This window comes from Pseudomonas sp. MTM4 (genome assembly GCF_019355055.1).
Taxonomy (GTDB): domain Bacteria; phylum Pseudomonadota; class Gammaproteobacteria; order Pseudomonadales; family Pseudomonadaceae; genus Stutzerimonas.
In genome coordinates this window covers 4503717-4524036 of sequence record NZ_CP048411.1, presented here as the reverse complement: position 1 = coordinate 4524036, position 20320 = coordinate 4503717, and the positions used below count along the sequence as shown (strand labels likewise).

Below are 20320 nucleotides of genomic sequence, written 5' to 3'. Positions count from 1 at the left end.
TCATGGACCTAGTCGTCGCCCGCCCCGAAGGCCTCTACTGCCCTCCCGGTGATTTCTACATCGATCCCTGGCGTCCCGTTGAACGCGCCGTCATCACCCACGCCCACGGCGATCATGCGCGCTGGGGCATGGGTCACTACCTGGCTTCCAGCGACAGCGAAGGCATCCTGCGCTCGCGTATCGCCGCCGACATGCCACTGCAGACGCTGGGCTACGGCGAAACCATCAACCATCACGGCGTAACGCTCAGCTTCCATCCCGCCGGCCATGTGCTCGGCTCGGCACAGATTCGCCTGGAATACCGCGGCGAAGTTTGGGTCGCCTCGGGCGACTACAAGGTAGAACCGGACGGCACCTGCGCGCCCTTCGAGCCGGTGCGCTGTCATACCTTCATCACCGAATCCACCTTCGGCCTGCCCATCTATCGCTGGCCCGCGCAAACCGAAGTGTTTCGCGGCATCAACGACTGGTGGCGCGCCAATGCCGCCGCTGGGCGCGCCAGCGTGTTGTTCTGTTACGCCTTCGGCAAGGCGCAACGGATTCTCCATGGCCTCGATGAAAGTATCGGCAGCGTGGTGGTGCATGGCGCGGTCGAGCCACTGAACCGGGTCTATCGCGACGCCGGCGTGTATCTGCCGCCAACGCTGTACGCCGGCGACCTGAAGAAAGGCGATCCACGCCTGAGACAGGCAATCATCTTGGCCCCGCCTTCGGCCGGCGGTAGCACCTGGATGCGCCGCTTCGGCGACTATGCCGATGCCTTCGCCAGCGGCTGGATGATGCTGCGCGGCACCCGTCGGCGTCGTGGCGTCGACCGTGGCTTCGTGCTCTCCGACCATGCCGACTGGCCCGGTCTGCTATGGGCCATCGAACAGACCGGCGCGGAGCGAGTCATGGTGACCCACGGCTCGGTGCCGGTACTGGTGCGCTACCTGCGCGAGATGCGCGGCCTCGACGCCCAAGCCTTCGAGACAGAATACGGCGAAGAGGACGACGCAGCCACACAGGAGGCCGAATGATCCGGCGCTCAACCTCGCGGAATTGTAAGAGCGCGTTTGCTCACGAACAGGCTGCGCCGGGACATGACGGTGGTACGAAATGAAAGCATTCGCCACCCTGTACAGCCGCCTCGACGCGACCACCTCCAGTAACGCCAAGCTTGCTGCGATGCGCGACTACTTCCGCGAAGCAGATCCCGCCGACGCCGCCTGGGCGGTCTACTTCCTGTCCGGGGGCCGACCGCGCCAGCTGGTGCCGACCCGCGTGCTGCGCGATACGGCCATGCAAGCGTCCGGTTTACCGGAATGGTTGTTCGAGGAAAGCTACCAAGCCGTCGGTGACATGGCCGAGACCATCTCGCTGCTGATGCCCGAAGCCGAGCACAGTTCGAACGAAGGCTTGGCGGTGTGGATGCAGGACAAGCTGTTGCCGCTGCGGGGCCTGCCGCCCGAGATATTGGCCGAGCGTTTGCCGGCGCTCTGGTCACAACTTGATCGGATCAGCCTCATGGTGTGCATCAAACTGATCACCGGCGCCTTCCGCGTCGGGGTATCGAAGCTACTGGTCACGCGAGCGCTGGCCTCGCTGGCCGATCTCGATCCGAAACGAGTGGCGCAGCGCCTGGTCGGTTACACGGATCTGTCACACCGTCCTAGCGCCGAAGGCTACCTGGCGCTGATCGCCGACGAATCGGAACACGAACATGCCCAGCGCGGCGGCCAGCCTTACCCGTTCTTTCTTGCACACCCGCTGCAAGCGCCGACGGAAGACTTCGACACGCTGCTGGGCGCGCCGGAGAATTGGTTCGTTGAATGGAAGTGGGATGGCATCCGCGCCCAGCTGGTCAAGCGCGACGGGCAGATCTGGATCTGGTCGCGCGGTGAGGAACTGGTCAGCGAGCGCTTTCCCGAGCTGTGCGAGCTGGCCGGCTGTCTACCGGACGGAACGGTGATCGATGGCGAGATCCTGGTCTGGAAACATCCGCCCGAGCATCCAACCACTGCGCTACCGGGCCTTGATGCCGCAGCGCCCACGCCTGAAGGATTCGGCGTACAACCCTTCGCCCTGCTGCAGCAGCGCATTGGTCGCAAGAACCTCACCGCCAAGGTGCTGCAGGATGCGCCCGTTTCCGTCCTCACCTATGACCTGCTGGAATGGCAGGGCGAGGATTGGCGGCAACGACCGCACCGCGAGCGCCGACAACAGCTCGAAGCGGTGGTCGCACAATGCCCTAACCCACGGCTGATGCTGTCGTCACTGGTCACGGGCGCCGACTGGCAGGACCTGGCCCGCCAGCGCGAGGCCTCCCGCGCCCTAGGCGTCGAGGGCATGATGATCAAGGCCCGCGCCGCGCAATATGGCGTCGGTCGCACAAAAGATGTGGGCCTCTGGTGGAAATGGAAGATCGACCCCTACTCGGTCGATGCAGTGTTGATCTATGCCCAGCGCGGCCACGGCCGCCGCGCCAGCCTCTATACCGATTTCACCTTCGCCGTGTGGGACGGCGAGCCGGGTGATCCCGAACGCAAGCTGGTGCCCTTCGCCAAGGCCTATTCCGGCCTGACCGACGAGGAGATGCGCAAGGTGGACGCCATCGTGCGCAAGACCACCGTGGAGAAGTTCGGCCCAGTGCGCAGCGTGACACCGACGCTGGTGTTCGAGCTGGGCTTCGAAGGCATCGCCGCCAGCAGCCGGCACAAAAGCGGCATCGCCGTGCGCTTCCCAAGGATGCTGCGCTGGCGTCATGACAAACCAGTGGATGAGGCGGATACGCTGGAGACGCTCAAGGAATTGTTGGGATGACCGTTCTAGCCTGCCCCCACGGCCGAACAAGTTCGGTCCTACAAGCACAATCGCAGTCTCACTCCCGTCGTTGTAGGACCGAATTTATTCGGCCGCACCACAATCGGGCGCAATAAAGAAATTGCACGCTTCAAGCACCAAACCGGTGCAAGCATTGGTTTCCAAAGCATCGAGCCCTAGCTATGAGCAAGGCGTAACGGTTTGGCGCTCTACCAAGGCACGACTATTGCTGAGTGACGGTTCAACTATCGATGAACCCTTCGGCAATGACTGCGCTGACTTCCCTGTTTACTCCTCACTGGCACGCCGAACTGGAACTCGGCTATGCACGTTTCGGCGAGACGACGCGCCCGGTGTACCGACGCCACAGCGGTCCGCTGCGGGTGCAGAAGCATCTGTATGCCGAAGGCCCAGAAGTCTGCCAGCACATCATCGTGCACCCACCAGGCGGGATTGCCGGCGGTGATCGCTTGGACATCAGCGCCACGGTCGGCGCCGACGCCTGGGCACAGCTGACCAGTCCCGGTGCAGCCAAGTGGTATCGCGCCGCCGCCCCGGCGTTCCAGCAATTGGCACTGCATGTCGAAGCCGGCGCCACGCTCGAATGGCTGCCGCAGGAGACCATCGTCTACTCCGCTGCGCAGGCCGAGTTGTCTACGGCTATCGAACTGGAAGGTGACGCCAGGCTGTTCTACTGGGACATGGTCGCTCTGGGCCGCCCCGCTGCGAGCGAACGTTTCGACGCTGGGCATTTTCAGGCGCAACTGGATATCCGTCGTGACGGCGAACTGCTCTGGCACGAATGCCAGCGCGTTGTCGGCGGTGACGGTTTGCTGGATTCGCCGATCGGTTTCGATGGCCAACCGGTGTTCGCCACCCTGATCGCCACGGGAGAAATCGACGCGGGTTTGATGGAGCGCTGCCGCGAACTACCGAACCGGGTTCGCGGCGACCTGACACAACTGCCGGGGCTGATCGTCGGCCGCTGCCTGGCCCGCGAAGCGCTGCACGCCCGTGCCTGGCTGATCGAGCTGTGGCGCCTGCTGCGCCCGGAGCTGCTGGGGCGTGAGGTCGTACCGCCGAGAATCTGGAGCACGTAGCGATCCCCGCCGAAAACCGGTGGATGTGAAGAAGACATCCACCCTACGAATGGAGCACCAATGGACCTCACCCCTAGAGAGAAAGACAAGCTGCTGATCTTCACCGCTGGCCTGGTCGCGGAGCGCCGCCTGGCACGCGGCGTGAAGCTCAACTACCCGGAGGCAATGGCCTACATTTCTGCGGCATTGCTCGAAGGCGCCCGTGATGGCCGGACGGTCGCCGAGCTGATGCATTACGGCACCACTCTGCTCAGCCGCGAGCAAGTGATGGAAGGCGTGCCGGAAATGATTCCGGAAATCCAGGTCGAAGCGACGTTCCCTGACGGCACCAAGCTGGTCACGGTCCATCAACCGATCGCCTGACAGCAGCCATAAATCTAACACTGCAAACCAGAGCGATTCCCAGCGGCTTTCGCTTCCGACTTCTGTCCAAACGTACCGCTAAATTACGGAGTGATTGTCATGATCCCTGGCGAATACCGGATTCAGAACGGCGACATTGAGCTCAATGCCGACCGCCACACCCTGACCCTGAGCGTGGCCAACAGCGGCGACCGCCCGATCCAGATCGGCTCGCACTATCACTTCTTCGAAGCCAACGACGCCCTCACTTTCGACCGCGCCGCCGCGCGAGGAATGCGCTTGCACATCCCCGCAGGTACGGCAGTACGCTTCGAGCCCGGCCAGAGCCGCGAGGTAGAGCTGGTCGATCTGGCCGGTGATCGCCGAGTGTTCGGTTTTGCCGGGCGGGTGATGGGGGCGCTCTAGAGCGCAGCCGCAAGCTGCAAGAGAGCAGTCCGGCATTCATTTTTACTTGAGGCTTGCAGCTTGACGCTTGCAGCCTGAATCCGAGGAACGAGGATGAAAATCTCCCGCCAAGCCTACGCCGACATGTTCGGCCCCACCATTGGCGACAAGGTGCGCCTGGCCGATACCGAGCTGTGGATCGAAGTGGAAAAGGACTTCACCGTCTACGGCGACGAGGTGAAATTCGGCGGTGGCAAGGTCATCCGCGACGGCATGGGCCAGAGCCAGCTGTGCGCTGCCGACGTGGTCGATACGGTGATCACCAATGCGCTGATCGTCGATCACTGGGGCATCGTCAAGGCCGACGTCGGCCTCAAGGACGGGCGTATCGCCGCCATCGGCAAGGCTGGAAACCCGGATATTCAGCCCGGCGTGACCATCGCTATCGGCGGAGCCACCGAAGTCATCGCTGGTGAAGGCCTGATCCTCACCGCGGGCGGCATCGACAGCCATATCCACTTCATCTGCCCGCAGCAGATCGAAGAAGCCCTCATGAGCGGCACTACTACCATGATCGGCGGCGGCACGGGCCCGGCCACCGGCACTTACGCCACCACCGTGACACCCGGCCCGTGGCACATGGCGCGCATGCTCCAGGCCGCCGAAGCCTTCCCGATGAACATCGGCTTCACCGGCAAGGGCAATGTCTCGCTGCCCGAGCCGCTGATCGAACAGATCCAGGCTGGCGCCATCGGCCTCAAGCTGCATGAAGACTGGGGGACCACGCCGGCGGCCATCGACAATTGCCTGAGCGTGGCCGACCAGTACGACATTCAGGTGGCGATCCATACCGACACGCTGAATGAATCCGGCTTCGTCGAGACCACGCTCGGCGCGTTCAAGGGCCGCACCATTCACACCTACCACACCGAAGGCGCGGGTGGCGGTCATGCACCAGACATCATCAAGGCTTGCGGTTTCCCCAACGTGCTGCCCAGCTCGACCAACCCGACCCGGCCGTTTACCCGCAATACCATCGACGAGCATCTGGACATGCTCATGGTCTGCCATCACCTGGACCCGAGCATCGCTGAGGACGTGGCGTTCGCCGAGTCACGCATCCGCCGCGAGACCATCGCCGCCGAAGACATCCTCCACGACCTCGGCGCCTTCTCGATGATCAGCTCCGACAGCCAGGCCATGGGCCGCGTCGGCGAAGTCATCACCCGCACCTGGCAAACCGCCGACAAGATGAAGAAACAGCGCGGCGCCTTACCGGGCGACGGGCCGGACAATGACAACTTTCGTGTCAGGCGCTACATCGCCAAATACACCATCAACCCGGCAATCACCCACGGCATCAGCCACGAAGTCGGCTCCATCGAAGCTGGCAAATGGGCCGACCTGGTGCTCTGGCGGCCGGCATTCTTCGGCGTCAAACCGACCCTCATCCTCAAGGGCGGCGTCATCGCTGCCAGCCTGATGGGCGATGCCAACGCCTCGATCCCGACCCCGCAGCCGGTTCACTACCGGCCCATGTTCGGCAGCTACGGCGGCTCACTACACGCATCGAGCTTCACCTTCATCAGCCAGGCCGCAGCCGAGGCCGGCGTGCCCGAGCAGCTCGGGCTGAAGAAAAAAATCGGCGTGGTGAAGGGGTGCCGGGCGGTGCAGAAGAAGGATCTGATCCATAACGATTACACGCCACAGATCGACGTCGACCCGCAGAACTACCAAGTGAAGGCAGACGGCCAGCTGCTTTGGTGCGAGCCCGCGGAGGTATTGCCGATGGCGCAGCGGTATTTCCTGTTCTGACCCAACGTGCAGCACCACGGCGGAAACATTTCCGCCCACCGCTCATGTCGACATTCGACATATGCGCTAGACGCGGCACACCGTAGGGCGGGTTTTTAACCCGCCATTGGCGCTCAGCTCAGCTCATCTCAACGCCACGCCACGCCACGCCACGCCGAGAGAATCCCACTTCAACACCACCAGGGCATCGCGCGGTTTTCTTGCGAGCTATCGGTGCATTACAAGAGGCGATTCGCGACCGACCGCCCCAGTTCTTCATTTGTCGCATGTATACAAAGCGCGTAGCGAAACGTGCCGGACGGTCTAAGCTCCTATCATCAAGCAAGAGCCTAATCGGTCGACATTGCTCGATACTCGCGGGCTGAGCCGTACGCGGAACAAGAACTGCATAGATCTATGCCACCTTGTCTTGCATACAGAGCGCACGCCATGAACCACGACGATTTCAATATCAAGCGGATCGATACCAGCCTGCACAACGCCGACCTTGCGCCCTTGCCCCCCGGGCAGCGCAAATGGGGCTGGTTCGAAATATTCAACGTCTGGTCCAACGACATTCAAAGCCTGTTCGGCTATACCCTCGCCGCTACCCTGTTCATCAGCTATGGCCTGAACGGCTGGGCGGTGCTTGCGGGAATCGTACTGGCGGGGTTCATCGTCATGGGGCTGGTGCAGTTGACCGGCAAACCCAGCGTCAAGTACGGCATCCCATTCCCGGTCATGGCACGCGCCAGCATGGGCGTACGCGGGGCAAATTTCCCAGCCGTGGTGCGCGGCATCGTGGCGATCTTCTGGTACGGCGTGCAGACCTACTTCGCCTCAACCGCCGTGGCGCTGCTGATTCGCACACTAGCGGGCCCCGGCTCGGAGGCAACGCTGCTGGGCCTGACCTCAATCGACTGGATGGCCTATGTGATCGTCTGCGTATTCCAGGTGGCGTTGTTCGTGCGCGGCGTGGATTGGGTCACACGATTTCTCAACTGGGCTGGCCCGCTGGTCTATCTCGTGATGATCGCCATGATGGTCGCCATCTGCTTCAAGGCCGGGCCGGGTCTCGTCGGCGCGCTTGGCAGCATTTTCAGCGGCACGGGCAGCTATACCGGCGGCCCCATAGCTGCATTTGCTGCGGTGGTCGGAACCATGGTGGCCTACTTCGCGGCCGTGGTGATCAATTACGGGGACTTTGCCCGCTTCGTAAAAAACGAGCGGCAGATGCGCATCGGCAATTTCCTGGGGCTTCCGGTGAGCCTTGCAATCTTCTCCATGATCGCTTTGGTGATTACTGCCGGCACCGTGGTGGTATTCGGCGAGACGCTGACCAACCCGACCGATATCGTCGCGCGGATCGACAACGTCGGCCTGACCCTGATTGCGGCGCTGACCTTCTTCGTCGCCACGGTGGGCATCAATCTGGTCGCCAACTTCATCCCGCCGGCCTACGACATCGCCAACCTCGCGCCCGCCCGCATCAGTGCCCGCACCGGCGGTTTCATCACCGCGGTCATCGCCTTCTTCATCGGCGCACTCTGGGTATCGTTCATCAGCGCCGTTGGTATCGCCGCATTCGTCGACACGCTGGGCGCCGTGCTGGCGCCGCTGTACGGCATCCTCGTCGCTGACTACTACCTGATCCGCCGTCAGCAGTTGAACGTGCAGGAACTGTTCTCGGCCGAACCGGGTTCGACCTACTACTTCAGCGCCGGCTGGAATCGAAAGGCGATCATCGCATTCGGCATCAGCTCGCTGTTTTCGGTCGCATCGGTATGGACGCCAGGACTGGAAAGCCTGTCGGGCTTCGCATGGTTGCTCGGGGCGCTGTTTGGAGGATTTGTGCATTACCTGCTGATGCGTAAACACCCAGTGGCTTCAGGTGTAGCACCCGCTGTGACTCCGTAAAGGGAGCGGATCCGAACGGACCGATCACAAAAATCGGTTCGTTCGGTTGCATCCCCCCGACAGCCGATTCGCTAAGCGCGCCTCCGCACGGCTCGGTCACATCTTCGCGATCAGCATTAATCACTACCCAATCGCAAGTGATGGTCCTTACTGCCGCAACGGCAGCGCACCAATGTGATGCGCGAAGCTCTTCAGCGCACCACGACGACACCAGATCAAGCTCCATTTTCAGGCACACCGGCCACCGCAGCCCGCACGACACGTCTATTAGGAAGGTTGGCAAGGGCCTTGCTCTGCTTGGTCATCACACAAGCGGAACTGCACCATGCTGGTCATCCATCGACGCACCACCACGCAGGCCAACGGCGACGCCGAGCTGGAACTCACCTACGAGGCTCGCAGCAAATCGCGGCTGCGCTGCTTTACCACCGATGGCGAGGACGTTGGGCTGTTTCTGGAGCGCGGCCAGCCGCCACTGCATGACGGTGAATGCCTGCAGGCCCAGGACGGCCGCATCGTCATCGTGCGTGCCCGCGCCGAACAGCTGCTCCACGTAACCTGCGCCAGCAGCTTCGAACTGACCCGGGCTGCCTACCACCTGGGCAATCGCCATGTAGCCCTTCAAGTCGGAGATGGCTGGCTGCGCTTGCTCGACGACTACGTGCTCAAGGACATGCTGCTGCAACTGGGCGCCAGCGTCGAACACATCGAAGCGCCCTTCCAGCCGGAACACGGCGCCTACGGCGGCGGCCACCATCATTCCCACGCTGGCGAAGCCGAATTCAGTTACGCGCCGCGGCTGCACCAGTTCGGCGCGCGCAGGTGAATCCGGCTGCGTTCGCGCTGCTGCGGTTGGCCAGCCCCCAGCTGCCGATCGGCGGCTACAGCTATTCGCAGGGCCTGGAAATGGCAGTGGAGCAAGGATTGGTACAGGACGAGGCCAGTGCCCGATGCTGGCTCGGCGACCAGATGCAGCTCAATCTGGCGCGCTTCGAAATGCCGCTGCTGCTAGCCCATTGCGAGGCAGCCGCCGCCGAAGACTGGTGCGAACTGGAGCGCCTGGCCGCACGTCATCGCGCCAGCCGCGAAACCCGGGAGCTGCGCTTGGAAAGCCGGCAAATGGGCTACTCGCTCAAGCAACTGCTGAGCAACCTGCCGGAACTGGACGAACCTGCCCGCGTCCTGTTTGCACGCATCGACGAACCCGGCCTTGCCCTGGGCTGGGCGCTGGCCGCACGTGCCTGGGGCATATCGCCCGAAGATGCGCTCAGCGCCTGGCTCTGGGGCTGGCTGGAAAACCAGTTGGCGGTGTTGATGAAAACCCTGCCGCTGGGCCAACAGGCTGCCCAACGGCTGACTTCCGAGTTGCTGCCAGCGCTAGAGCAGGCTCAGCGCGCCGCGCGCGAGATCGATCCCAAGCACTGGGGCAGCGCCCCCTTCGGCCTGGCGCTGGCGAGCATGGCCCATGAGCGCCAGTACAGCCGTCTGTTTCGCTCATGAGCGCTACAGCATCGGCACGCAGTCATCCCATTACCGCAACAGAGGAAATCACCATGAACACCCAACCCTTGCGTGTCGGCATCGGCGGCCCGGTCGGCTCCGGCAAGACCGCGCTGACCCTCGCCCTGTGCCTGGCGCTGCGCGAGCGCTACAACTTGGCCGTGGTCACCAACGACATCTATACCCAGGAAGACGCCCAGTTTCTGGTGCGCAACGAAGCCCTCGCGCCGGAACGCATCATCGGCGTGGAAACTGGCGGCTGCCCGCACACGGCGATCCGCGAGGATGCTTCGATCAACCTCGAGGCCGTCGAGCAGCTCAACCGGCGCTTTCCGGGGCTGGATCTGATCATCGTGGAATCCGGCGGCGACAACCTGTCGGCCACCTTCAGCCCCGAACTGTCGGACCTGACGATTTATGTGATCGACGTGTCGGCCGGCGACAAGCTGCCGCGCAAGGGCGGGCCAGGCATCTGCAAGTCCGACCTGCTGGTGATCAACAAGATCGACCTGGCGCCGATGGTCGGCGCCTCGCTGGAGGTCATGGACCGCGACACGCGCAAGATGCGCGGCGACAAGCCCTTCGTCTTTAGCAACCAGAAGGTTGGCCAGGGTCTGGACGAGATCATCGCCTTCATCGAACGACAGGGCATGCTTGCCAGTGCCTGACCGGACACATCCCCGCAGGAGCGCCGAGTCCCTGCTCGCGTACTGCCCTAAGGCCACGCGGAAAACACCCCTGAGCAAGCGGGCTCATCGGCAAACCGCAATCAGACCTCGACGATTCGAGACCGCCATACACAACCAGAGGTAATCGCATGAACCTGCACAGAACATTCTTCTTCGCTTCCGCCTTACTGCTCAGCCCAGCACTGGCCTTCGCCCATCCGGGGCATGACCATGCCGGCGTGATGTCCGGCATCGCCCACCCGATTTTGGGTCTCGATCATCTGCTGGCAATGCTTGCCGTCGGCCTGTGGGCTTCGCAGCAACAAGGCACTGCGCGGCTGGCACTGCCGCTGACCTTCGTCGCCACCATGCTGATCGGCGGCCTGCTCGGCTTCGCCGGCGTCCAGTGGCCATTCATGGAAACCGGTATCGCAGGCTCGGTCCTGGCACTCGGCCTGCTGGTTGCCCTGGCGGTGCGCCCACCGCTGTCGCTCGCGGCAGGCCTGACCGCACTGTTCGCGCTCAGCCACGGGATGGCCCATGGCCTGGAACTACCGGAACTGGCCAGCCCCTGGGGGTATGCAGCCGGTTTCATCGCCGCCACGGCTGCGTTGCATGCGGTCGGTTACGTGCTGGCGCGCAGCCTGCCGCAAGCCGCTGCCCCACTCATCCGGGTCGCTGGCGCCGCCTCGGCACTGGCTGGCGCCTGGCTGCTGGTCAGCTGAGCAAAGAGCAAACCAGCCTCTGGCCTTCGCACCACGAGCGTGCAAAGCACCGCTTCATCACATCCCCGCCGCCCCTTTTTCGCACCACACCGCCGCGCCGCACAATTGCGGCGCATGGTGAAGACGGCGGCAAAGCCCCGCCCCAGGCGGCTCCCGCAAAGCTGGCACGGATGCTGCGATAGCGCTCCACGTCCCCAAGGACCCACCCATAGTTGCGCATGGACAGCCAAGGAGCCGCCCACCATGAAACGCCGTCCCCTACTGAAGTCCACCCTTGCCGCCAGTGCCCTGATGCTCAGCGGCCTGTTCCCGTTCACCCTGCAGGCCGCCGAGACCATCAAGGTCGGCATCCTGCATTCGCTGTCCGGCACCATGGCCATTTCGGAAACCTCCCTGAAAGACATGGCGCTGATGACCATCGACGAAATCAACGCCAAGGGTGGCGTGCTCGGCAAGCAGCTCGAGCCGGTTGTGGTCGACCCCGCATCCAACTGGCCGCTGTTCGCCGAAAAGGGCCGTCAGCTGCTGACCCAGGACAAGGTCGCGGTGACCTTCGGTTGCTGGACCTCTGTGTCGCGCAAATCCGTGCTGCCGGTCTATGAAGAGCTCGACGGCCTGCTGTTCTACCCCGTTCAGTACGAAGGCGAAGAACTCTCGCCCAACGTCTTCTACACCGGCGCCGCGCCAAACCAGCAAGCCATTCCGGCGGTCGAGTACCTGATGAGCGAGGACGGCGGCAGCGCCGAGCGCTTCTTCCTGCTGGGCACCGACTACGTCTACCCGCGGACCACCAACAAGATTCTGCGCGCCTTCCTGATCAGCAAAGGCGTGCCGGAAGCGAACATCGAAGAGGTCTATACCCCCTTCGGTCACAGCGATTACCAGACCATCGTCGCCAACATCAAGAAGTTCTCCGCGGGCGGCAAGACCGCAGTGGTGTCGACCATCAACGGCGACTCCAACGTGCCCTTCTACAAGGAACTGGCCAACCAGGGCCTGGAAGCCACCGACGTTCCGGTGGTGGCCTTCTCGGTCGGCGAAGAAGAGCTGCGCGGCATCGACACCAAGCCGCTGGTCGGCCACCTGGCCGCCTGGAACTACTTCCAGTCGGTGGAAAATCCTGTCAACGAACAGTTCGTCAGCAAGTGGAAGGCCTACGCCAAGGAAAAAGGCCTGCCGGGTGCAGACAAGGCCGTGACCAACGACCCGATGGAAGCCACCTACGTGGGCATTCATATGTGGGCGCAGGCGGTCGAGAAAGCCGGCACCACCGACGTCGGCAAGGTGCGCGACGCGCTAGCCGGCCAGACCTTCGAAGCACCGAGCGGCTACACCCTGACCATGGACGAGAAGAACCATCACCTGCACAAGCCGGTGATGATCGGCGAAGTCCAAGATGATGGGCAGTTCTCGGTGGTCTGGGAGACCGAAAGCCCGCTCCGCGCTCAGCCGTGGAGCCCGTACATCCCCGGTAACGACAAGAAGCCGGACTACGCGGTGAAGTCGAACTGATTGGCGCCCATACGGCTTTTGTAGGGTGGGCCGGGCGGCGCTCCGCTTCAGCCCACCAGCAGATGTCGCACAGTCCGTAGGGTGGGCTTCAGCCCACCAGTAACGTCATCGGTGGGCTGAAGCCCACCCTACGACACTGCAGCTCATTCACCTACGACAGCCGCCAGCTCCGTCAAGAGAGCACGTAGCGCCCCTGGGAAATGCATAGATGAACACTGCCCTGTATCGAATTACTCTACTGCTCCTGCTGGCCCTGCCCTGGGCAGCGCACGCCGGAGACGCAGCCGATTACGCCAAGGCCAGCCCGGCCAAACAGGCCAAGCTGCTGAAAAGCTGGGCCGTCGCGCCCATACCCGAGCGTTTGGAGCTGATCGAAGCCCTGCGCGCCAGCCGCGTGGTGATCGACAAGAACAAGACGCCTTTTATCGAGGAGAACGGTGACTACCGCGCCCTCGAAGGCGACGCCGCGCCAGTCGGCACGCCGAAGAAGCTGCGCCTGAACAACCGTTTGCGCGGCTTGCTCAACACCGCACTCGCCAGCCACAAGCTGTTTTCCGACGATCCCTCGCAACGCGTCAGCGCTGCCAAGCGCCTACAGCGCAGCGGCCAGCCGGAACAGCTGCCGCTCCTGCAACAGCGCCTCGAAGCCGAAGACGACCCGGCCGTGCGCGAAGCCCTCACCCTGACCCTGGCCAATCTGCAGCTGAGCGCTACAGACCCCGCCGTACGCCTGGCTGCCGTCCGCCTGCTTGGCGAAACCGGCGCGCCGCTGGCCCGGGTTCGCCTGGAAAACCTACTGGCCGATGAAGCCGAAACCAACCCCGGCGTGCGCAAGGCCGCCGAGACCAGTCTGGCGCAGGTCAAACGCAAGCTGCTGATCGGCGAACTGCTCGGCCAGGCCTTCAGCGGTTTGTCGCTGGGTTCGATTCTCTTGCTTGCTGCGCTGGGCCTCGCCATCACCTTTGGCCTGCTCGGCGTGATCAATATGGCCCACGGCGAAATGCTGATGCTCGGCGCCTACGCCACTTATATGGTGCAGGTGCTGATGGCACGATTCGCGCCGGAAGCATTAGCGCTTTACCCGCTGGTCGCGTTGCCGGTGGCCTTCTTCGTCACCGCCGCGGTCGGCATGGCGCTCGAACGCACCGTAATCCGCCATCTGTATGGGCGCCCGCTGGAAACCCTGCTGGCGACTTGGGGCATCAGCCTGATCCTGATCCAGCTGGTGCGCGTGCTGTTCGGCGCGCAGAACGTCGAGGTCGCCAACCCCGGCTGGCTGTCTGGCGGGCTGCAAGTGCTGCCGAATCTGGTGCTGCCCTACAACCGCATGGTGATCATCGGCTTCGCGCTGTTCGTGGTGCTGCTGACCTGGTTGTTGCTGAACAAGACCCGGCTGGGCCTGAACGTGCGCGCCGTGACGCAGAACCGCAACATGGCCGCCTGCTGCGGCGTGCCCACCGGGCGCATCGACATGATGGCCTTCGGGCTGGGCTCCGGCATCGCCGGGCTCGGCGGCGTGGCGCTGAGCCAGATCGGCAACGTCGGCCCGGATCTGGGTCAGGGCTACATCATCGACTCCTTTCTTGTCGTGGTTCTCGGCGGCGTGGGTCAACTCGCCGGCAGCATCTTCGCCGCCTTCGGGCTGGGTATCGCCAATAAGATTCTCGAACCGCAGATCGGCGCCGTGCTCGGCAAGATCCTGATCCTCGCGCTGATCATCCTGTTCATCCAGAAGCGCCCGCAGGGGTTGTTTGCGCTGAAAGGGAGGGTGATCGATTGAGCCAGCTCTCGCTGAAGCGCGGGCGAATGAATTCGCCCCTACAGATCGACACCACAAAGGTGTCCGTATCCCCTGCCCGAGGCGCACATCCATGAACCAGCCCCTTACCCTGACGGCCGCGCAGAAAGCCGGCCCGAAACTCACCGCCGTCGCCCTCGGTGTGGTGCTCGCCATCCTGCTGGCAATGCCGCTGCTGCACCTGCTACCCGCGGACAATGCCTTTCACGTCTCGGCTTACACCCTGACGCTGGTCGGCAAGATCCTCTGCTACGCCATCGTCGCCTTGGCGCTGGACCTGGTCTGGGGTTACGCCGGGCTGCTGTCGCTCGGCCACGGCCTGTTCTTCGCGCTCGGCGGCTACGCCATGGGCATGTACCTGATGCGTGAAAGTGCCGGCGACGGCTTGCCCGCGTTCATGAGCTTCCTTGCCTGGACCGAGCTGCCCTGGTACTGGTACGGCACCTCCAGCTTCCTTTGGGCAATGTGCCTGGTGGTGCTGGCGCCCGGGCTGCTGGCCTTCGCCTTTGGCTTCTTTGCCTTCCGTTCGCGGATCAAGGGCGTGTACTTCTCGATCATGACCCAGGCGCTGACCTTCGCCGGTATGCTGCTGTTCTTCCGCAACGAAACCGGCTTCGGCGGCAACAACGGCTTTACCGACTTCAAGACCATCCTCGGTTTCTCGATATCGGCCCCGGCCACCCGCGCCACGCTGTTTCTCGCCACCGTCGCGCTGCTGGCAGGCAGTTTGTTTCTCGGCTGGCGCCTGGCCCGCAGCAAGTTCGGCCGGGTACTGACCGCGCTGCGTGACGCGGAAAACCGGCTGATGTTCTGCGGCTACGATCCGCGCGGTTACAAGCTCTTCATCTGGACGCTGTCGGCGGTGCTCTGCGGCCTGGCCGGAGCGCTCTACGTGCCACAGGTAGGCATCATCAACCCCAGCGAAATGGCGCCGACGCAATCCATCGAAGCCGCCGTCTGGGTTGCCCTGGGCGGTCGCGGCACCTTGGTCGGCCCGCTGCTGGGCGCCGGCATCGTCAACGGCATGAAGAGCTGGTTCACCGTGGCCTTTCCCGAGTACTGGCTGTTCGCCCTCGGCGCGCTGTTCATCGTCGTCACCCTGTATCTGCCGAAAGGCGTCATCGGATTGCTGCGCCGGAGGGGCGAACAATGAAAACCGCACCCGTACCTGAACTCATCGAGCCCCTCGACCAGTCCGATATCAACGGCAGCGGTCGCGACGCCATAGGCCTCGGCCGTGTGAAAAGCGACGGCCTGGATGCTCGCCACGGGACCATTCTCAGCCTCGAAGACATCAATGTGAGCTTTGACGGCTTCAAGGCCCTAACCAATCTCAGCCTCTATATCGGCGTCGGCGAGCTGCGTTGCATCATCGGCCCCAACGGCGCCGGCAAGACCACCATGATGGACGTCATCACCGGCAAGACCCGCCCCGACAGCGGCACGGCGTTCTTCGGCGACACCCTCGACCTGACGCGCATGAGCGAAGTCGAGATCGCCCAGTCCGGCATCGGGCGCAAGTTCCAGAAGCCGACCGTGTTCGAGGCGCTGAGCGTGTTAGAGAACCTGGAACTGGCGCAGAAGACCGACAAGTCGGTATGGGCCAGCCTGAAAGCGAAACTCAACGGTCAGCAACGCGATCGCATCGATGAGGTGCTGACCACTATCCGCTTGCAAAACTCGCGCAATCGGCCGGCCGGCCTGCTTTCTCACGGCCAGAAGCAGTTCCTGGAGATCGGCATGCTGCTGATGCAGGAGCCGCATCTGCTGCTGCTCGACGAGCCAGTGGCCGGTATGACCGACGCCGAAACCGAGTTCACCGCCGAGCTGTTCAAGAGCCTGGCGCGCAAGCACTCGCTAATGGTGGTCGAGCACGACATGGGCTTCGTCGGCTCCATCGCCGATCACGTCACCGTGCTGCACCAGGGCCAGGTGCTGGCCGAAGGCTCGCTCGAAACCGTGCAGAGCGATGAGCGGGTGATCGAGGTTTATCTGGGGCGCTGAAGCGTCCGAGACCCGCACGGTGGATCGATAAACGTGATCTGCCCTACGTATGAACAAGGACATCGACATGCTGCAAGTCCAACAACTGCATCAATACTACGGCGGCAGCCACATTCTTCGCGGCCTGTCGTTCGAGGCCAGGATCGGCGAAGTGACTTGCCTGCTCGGCCGCAACGGCGTCGGCAAGACCACCCTGCTCAAGTGCCTGATGGGCCTGATCCCGGCCAAGGAAGGCGCGGTGAACTGGGAAGGCAAGCCGATCACCGGCTTCAAGCCGCACCAGCGCGTGCAAGCCGGCATCGCCTACGTACCGCAGGGCCGCGAGATATTTGGTCGCCTGACCGTCGAGGAAAACCTATTGATGGGCCTGTCTCGTTTCAGCGCCAAGGAAGCGAAAGAGGTGCCCGAGTTCATCTACGAGCTGTTCCCGGTCCTCAAGGAAATGAAACACCGCCGGGGCGGCGACCTTTCCGGTGGCCAGCAGCAACAGTTGGCCATCGGCCGCGCATTGGCGAGCAAGCCGCGTCTGTTGATCCTGGACGAGCCCACCGAAGGCATTCAGCCCTCGGTGATCAAGGAGATCGGCGCAGTGATCAAGAAACTCGCCACACGTGGCGACATGGCGATTCTGTTGGTGGAGCAGTTCTACGACTTCGCCGCCGAGCTGGCCGACCAGTACCTGGTAATGAGCCGCGGCGAAATCATTCAGCAGGGCCGGGGCGAGACGATGGAGGCCGAAGGGGTGCGCGGGCTGGTAGCGATCTGAAGGACGCGGTATCGATTGGCGTTCTGCCAAAACCAAGCCCGCTTCGGCGAGCCGGATGCCGCTGCGTTCCACCGGCACACCTCGCCTCCAAGATAGAGTGAGCTCATACGCTGTCAGAGCAATTGGTGCTTTCGAACAGGGTCAGTGCAGCGAACGGCGAATGCAACGCGGTGCTGACCTGAGCGGCCGCGACACATCTGGTCGCTGACCCAATCGCAAGCAGCAATCGCGCCTACGGGCACCGTTTCACCCGACGGTATGGCACATGAGCAAGGCTCCACCATCGCAAACCGGCAATCTCGCCGAGATCTGGTTCGCCAGCCGTGGCTGGCAGCCCTTCCCATTCCAGCAGGACGTCTGGCAAGCCGTGCAGAACGGCGAATCCGGTCTGCTCCACGCCACCACCGGTTCGGGCAAGACCTATGCCGTCTGGCTAGGCGCACTGAACCGCTTTGCGCCTGCACAAGCCCTGCCGGCGAACGAATCACACGCCCAGCCCAGACCATCCGATAAACCCGCCCCGCTCACCGTCCTCTGGATTACCCCCATGCGCGCGCTGGCGGCCGATACCGCACGGGCCCTACAGGCTCCGCTCGACGAGCTCGGCATCAATTGGAGCATTGGCCTGCGCACCGGCGATACTGCCGGCGCCGAGCGTGCTCGGCAGAATCGTCGCCTGCCCAGTGCGCTGGTTACCACGCCGGAAAGCCTGACACTGCTGCTGACCCGCGCTGACGCGCGGCAGGCTTTCGCCCATCTGCGCATGGTGATCGTGGACGAATGGCACGAGCTGCTGGGCAACAAGCGCGGCGTCCAGCTGCAACTGGCGTTGGCCCGGCTCCGCAGCTGGATGCCAGAGCTGATGGTCTGGGGCCTTTCGGCCACGTTGGGGAATCAACCGCATGCACTGGAAGTGCTGCTGCATCCGGGCACGGGTCGGTTGGTGCAAGGCAGGATCGACAAGCAACTGCGCGTCGACACGCTGCTTCCGCCAAGCATCGAACGCTTTCCCTGGGCTGGGCACCTCGGCCTACGCATGCTGCCGCAGGTGGTCGAGGAGATCGAATCGGCGGCCACTTCGCTGGTCTTTACCAATACCCGGTCGCAATCCGAACTCTGGTATCAGGCCATCCTCGAAGCGCGGCCGGACTGGGCCGGGCTGATCGCCCTTCACCATGGCTCGCTGGCCCGCGAGGTGCGCGACTGGGTGGAACTGGGCCTTAAGCAAGGTGCGCTGAAGGCGGTGGTCTGTACGTCGAGCCTGGACCTCGGCGTAGACTTCCTGCCGGTCGAGCGTGTGCTGCAGATCGGTTCTCCAAAAGGCGTGGCGCGGCTGATGCAGCGCGCCGGGCGTTCCGGCCACGCACCGGGTCGGACGTCCAGGGTCACGCTGGTGCCGACGCACAGCGTAGAAGTGGTCGAAGCCGTCGCCGCTCAGGTCGCCATCGCCGAACGCCGCATCGAGGCCCGTAGCGCACCGCATCGACCTCTCGACGTGCTGGTCCAGCACTTGGTCAGCATGGCTTTGGGCGGCGGTTTTCGACCGGACGAGTTACTCGCCGAAGTCCGCCAGGCCTGGTCGTACCGCAATCTGGACGAAGACCAGTGGCAATGGGCGCTGGCGTTCGTCCGCCACGGCGGGCATTCGCTGACGGCCTACCCGGATTATCAACGCGTCGAGCCGGACGAAACCGGCCTGTGGAAAGTACCGAGCAAACGCGTCGCTCTGCGCCATCGCATGAGCATCGGCACCATCGTCAGCGATGCCAGCCTGACGGTGAAATTCTGGGCCAAGGGTGGCAGCGGGCGCTCGCTGGGCACCATCGAAGAAGGCTTCATTGCCCGTCTGCGACCGGGTGACAACTTTCTGTTCGGCGGTCGCCTGCTGGAGCTGGTGCGGGTCGAGAACATGACCGTCTACGTCAGCCGCGCCACGGGTAAGAAAGCCGCGGTGCCGCGCTGGAATGGCGGGCGCATGCCACTGTCCAGCGAACTCGCCGATGCGGTGGTCGAGCAACTCGGTGCCGCCTCGCGCGGCCAGTTCGCCAGTGCGGAGATGCGCCTGGTCGAGCCCTTGCTGCGCGTGCAGCTGGATTGGTCGGCGCTGCCGACCGAAACCACGCTGCTGGCGGAGGTAATGAAATCCCGTGAAGGCTGGCACTTATTTCTCTACCCCTTCGCTGGCCGCCACGTGCACCTCGGCCTCGCCAGCCTGTTGGCCTGGCGCATGGGCCAGCGACAGCCGCTGACATTCTCCATCGCCGTCAACGATTACGGCTTGGAACTGCTCTCGGCCACTGAAGTGGATTGGCTGCACTGGCTGACGCCGATCTTGTTCAGTCAACAGAATCTGCTGCATGACGTGCTCGCCAGCCTCAACGCGGGCGAGCTGGCGCGCCGACGGTTTCGCGAGATCGCCCGGATTGCCGGGCTGGTGTTCTCCGGCTACCCCGGTGCGCAAAAGAGCGCCCGCCAGTTACAGGCGTCCAGCGGCCTGTTCTTCGATGTCTTCCGCCAATACGACCCGGCCAACCTGCTGCTGACCCAGGCCGAGGAAGAAGTGCTTCGACAGGAACTAGAGGTCGAACGGCTGGAACAGACCTTGAGCCGGCTGCAGCAACGCCAGCTGGACGTCCATGTGGTCAAACGCACCACGCCATTGGCGTTCCCACTGATGGTCGAGCGATTCCGCGAAAGCATGAGCACGGAAAAACTGGCCGATCGTATTCGGCGGATGGTCGCCGAGCTGGACAAGGCGGCGGGACCTGGCGGCTATCAGCCGGAAGCAAACGCCAGCATCGCGGTCGAGCGTGAAACCAGCCCAAAGCGCAAACCGCGCGTGGCTAAGGACGGTACGCCGAGGCTGAAGAAGGCAAAACGCTCCGGTTGAGGATCTTCCACACGGAGCCAGTTCATAGACGCAAGAGCGTCACGGGTGCGTTCCCACGAAAAGCGTCGAACGATCAAACTCTTCGCCCCGAGGGCGG

At 63.4% G+C, this 20320-nt stretch carries 17 protein-coding genes; all 17 read left to right on the top strand.

All coding sequences use genetic code 11. The features are described from left to right. Positions 1-2: 2 nt before the first annotated feature. The 17 genes from GYM54_RS20865 (at position 3) to GYM54_RS20785 (ending at position 20223) form a co-directional block, all read left to right on the top strand. Positions 3-1019: a ligase-associated DNA damage response exonuclease gene (locus tag GYM54_RS20865; RefSeq protein ID WP_131648185.1), complete on the top strand. Its 1017-nt coding sequence runs from the start codon at positions 3-5 to the stop codon at positions 1017-1019. 79 nt (positions 1020-1098) lie between these two features. After that, entirely contained in the window at positions 1099-2802 is a 1704-nt protein-coding gene (locus tag GYM54_RS20860; protein ID WP_181102739.1) for an ATP-dependent DNA ligase, read from the top strand. A gap of 266 nt (positions 2803-3068) precedes the next feature. Continuing rightward, complete coding sequence (locus GYM54_RS20855) at positions 3069-3902, top strand: urease accessory protein UreD (protein ID WP_181102740.1); 834 nt, start codon at positions 3069-3071, stop codon at positions 3900-3902. A gap of 60 nt (positions 3903-3962) precedes the next feature. Continuing rightward, positions 3963-4265: an urease subunit gamma gene (ureA, locus tag GYM54_RS20850; protein WP_131648182.1), complete on the top strand. Its 303-nt coding sequence runs from the start codon at positions 3963-3965 to the stop codon at positions 4263-4265. Positions 4266-4364: 99 nt separating this feature from the next. Next, a complete protein-coding gene (locus tag GYM54_RS20845; protein ID WP_181102753.1) occupies positions 4365-4670 on the top strand; it encodes an urease subunit beta in 306 nt (101 codons plus the stop codon). 93 nt (positions 4671-4763) lie between these two features. Continuing rightward, positions 4764-6464, top strand: coding sequence for an urease subunit alpha (ureC, locus tag GYM54_RS20840; protein WP_181102756.1), 1701 nt, complete (start codon positions 4764-4766; stop codon positions 6462-6464). 429 nt (positions 6465-6893) lie between these two features. Next, positions 6894-8360, top strand: a complete 1467-nt coding sequence (locus GYM54_RS20835; protein WP_181102759.1) for an NCS1 family nucleobase:cation symporter-1 — start codon at positions 6894-6896, stop codon at positions 8358-8360. 325 nt (positions 8361-8685) lie between these two features. After that, entirely contained in the window at positions 8686-9186 is a 501-nt protein-coding gene (gene ureE / locus GYM54_RS20830) for an urease accessory protein UreE (protein WP_181102762.1), read from the top strand. Continuing rightward, positions 9183-9860, top strand: a complete 678-nt coding sequence (locus GYM54_RS20825; RefSeq protein WP_181102764.1) for an urease accessory protein UreF — start codon at positions 9183-9185, stop codon at positions 9858-9860. The genes ureE and GYM54_RS20825 overlap by 4 nt, the downstream gene beginning before the upstream one ends. A 53-nt stretch (positions 9861-9913) precedes the next feature. After that, positions 9914-10528 (top strand): urease accessory protein UreG, encoded by a 615-nt coding sequence (gene ureG, locus GYM54_RS20820; protein WP_181102766.1) that lies wholly within the window; start codon positions 9914-9916, stop codon positions 10526-10528. Between the two features lie 149 nt (positions 10529-10677). Beyond that, complete coding sequence (locus GYM54_RS20815) at positions 10678-11253, top strand: HupE/UreJ family protein (RefSeq protein WP_131648175.1); 576 nt, start codon at positions 10678-10680, stop codon at positions 11251-11253. A gap of 243 nt (positions 11254-11496) precedes the next feature. Continuing rightward, a complete protein-coding gene (urtA, locus tag GYM54_RS20810; protein ID WP_197444515.1) occupies positions 11497-12765 on the top strand; it encodes an urea ABC transporter substrate-binding protein in 1269 nt (422 codons plus the stop codon). Between the two features lie 208 nt (positions 12766-12973). Continuing rightward, on the top strand, positions 12974-14545 hold the full coding sequence (urtB, locus tag GYM54_RS20805) for an urea ABC transporter permease subunit UrtB (RefSeq protein ID WP_197444514.1): 1572 nt from the start codon (positions 12974-12976) through the stop codon (positions 14543-14545). Between the two features lie 91 nt (positions 14546-14636). Beyond that, on the top strand, positions 14637-15716 hold the full coding sequence (gene urtC / locus GYM54_RS20800; protein WP_181102773.1) for an urea ABC transporter permease subunit UrtC: 1080 nt from the start codon (positions 14637-14639) through the stop codon (positions 15714-15716). Then, positions 15713-16567: an urea ABC transporter ATP-binding protein UrtD gene (gene urtD, locus GYM54_RS20795; RefSeq protein WP_181102776.1), complete on the top strand. Its 855-nt coding sequence runs from the start codon at positions 15713-15715 to the stop codon at positions 16565-16567. Before urtC ends, urtD begins: the two co-directional genes overlap by 4 nt. A gap of 67 nt (positions 16568-16634) precedes the next feature. Further along, positions 16635-17333, top strand: a complete 699-nt coding sequence (gene urtE, locus GYM54_RS20790) for an urea ABC transporter ATP-binding subunit UrtE (RefSeq protein ID WP_181102779.1) — start codon at positions 16635-16637, stop codon at positions 17331-17333. A gap of 265 nt (positions 17334-17598) precedes the next feature. Continuing rightward, positions 17599-20223 carry a ligase-associated DNA damage response DEXH box helicase gene (locus GYM54_RS20785; RefSeq protein WP_181102782.1) on the top strand — a complete coding sequence of 875 codons (2625 nt, stop codon included), beginning with the start codon at positions 17599-17601 and terminating at the stop codon, positions 20221-20223. The last annotated feature ends 97 nt before the right edge of the window (positions 20224-20320 follow it).

Coding starts and splice junctions, on each gene's coding strand:
- GYM54_RS20865 (WP_131648185.1), top strand. CDS start 3: ATGGACCTAGTCGTCGCCCGCCCCGAAGGCCTCTACTGCCCTCCCGGT.
- GYM54_RS20860 (WP_181102739.1), top strand. CDS start 1,099: ATGAAAGCATTCGCCACCCTGTACAGCCGCCTCGACGCGACCACCTCC.
- GYM54_RS20855 (WP_181102740.1), top strand. CDS start 3,069: ATGACTGCGCTGACTTCCCTGTTTACTCCTCACTGGCACGCCGAACTG.
- ureA (WP_131648182.1), top strand. CDS start 3,963: ATGGACCTCACCCCTAGAGAGAAAGACAAGCTGCTGATCTTCACCGCT.
- GYM54_RS20845 (WP_181102753.1), top strand. CDS start 4,365: ATGATCCCTGGCGAATACCGGATTCAGAACGGCGACATTGAGCTCAAT.
- ureC (WP_181102756.1), top strand. CDS start 4,764: ATGAAAATCTCCCGCCAAGCCTACGCCGACATGTTCGGCCCCACCATT.
- GYM54_RS20835 (WP_181102759.1), top strand. CDS start 6,894: ATGAACCACGACGATTTCAATATCAAGCGGATCGATACCAGCCTGCAC.
- ureE (WP_181102762.1), top strand. CDS start 8,686: ATGCTGGTCATCCATCGACGCACCACCACGCAGGCCAACGGCGACGCC.
- ureG (WP_181102766.1), top strand. CDS start 9,914: ATGAACACCCAACCCTTGCGTGTCGGCATCGGCGGCCCGGTCGGCTCC.
- GYM54_RS20815 (WP_131648175.1), top strand. CDS start 10,678: ATGAACCTGCACAGAACATTCTTCTTCGCTTCCGCCTTACTGCTCAGC.
- urtA (WP_197444515.1), top strand. CDS start 11,497: ATGAAACGCCGTCCCCTACTGAAGTCCACCCTTGCCGCCAGTGCCCTG.
- urtB (WP_197444514.1), top strand. CDS start 12,974: ATGAACACTGCCCTGTATCGAATTACTCTACTGCTCCTGCTGGCCCTG.
- urtC (WP_181102773.1), top strand. CDS start 14,637: ATGAACCAGCCCCTTACCCTGACGGCCGCGCAGAAAGCCGGCCCGAAA.
- urtD (WP_181102776.1), top strand. CDS start 15,713: ATGAAAACCGCACCCGTACCTGAACTCATCGAGCCCCTCGACCAGTCC.
- urtE (WP_181102779.1), top strand. CDS start 16,635: ATGCTGCAAGTCCAACAACTGCATCAATACTACGGCGGCAGCCACATT.
- GYM54_RS20785 (WP_181102782.1), top strand. CDS start 17,599: ATGAGCAAGGCTCCACCATCGCAAACCGGCAATCTCGCCGAGATCTGG.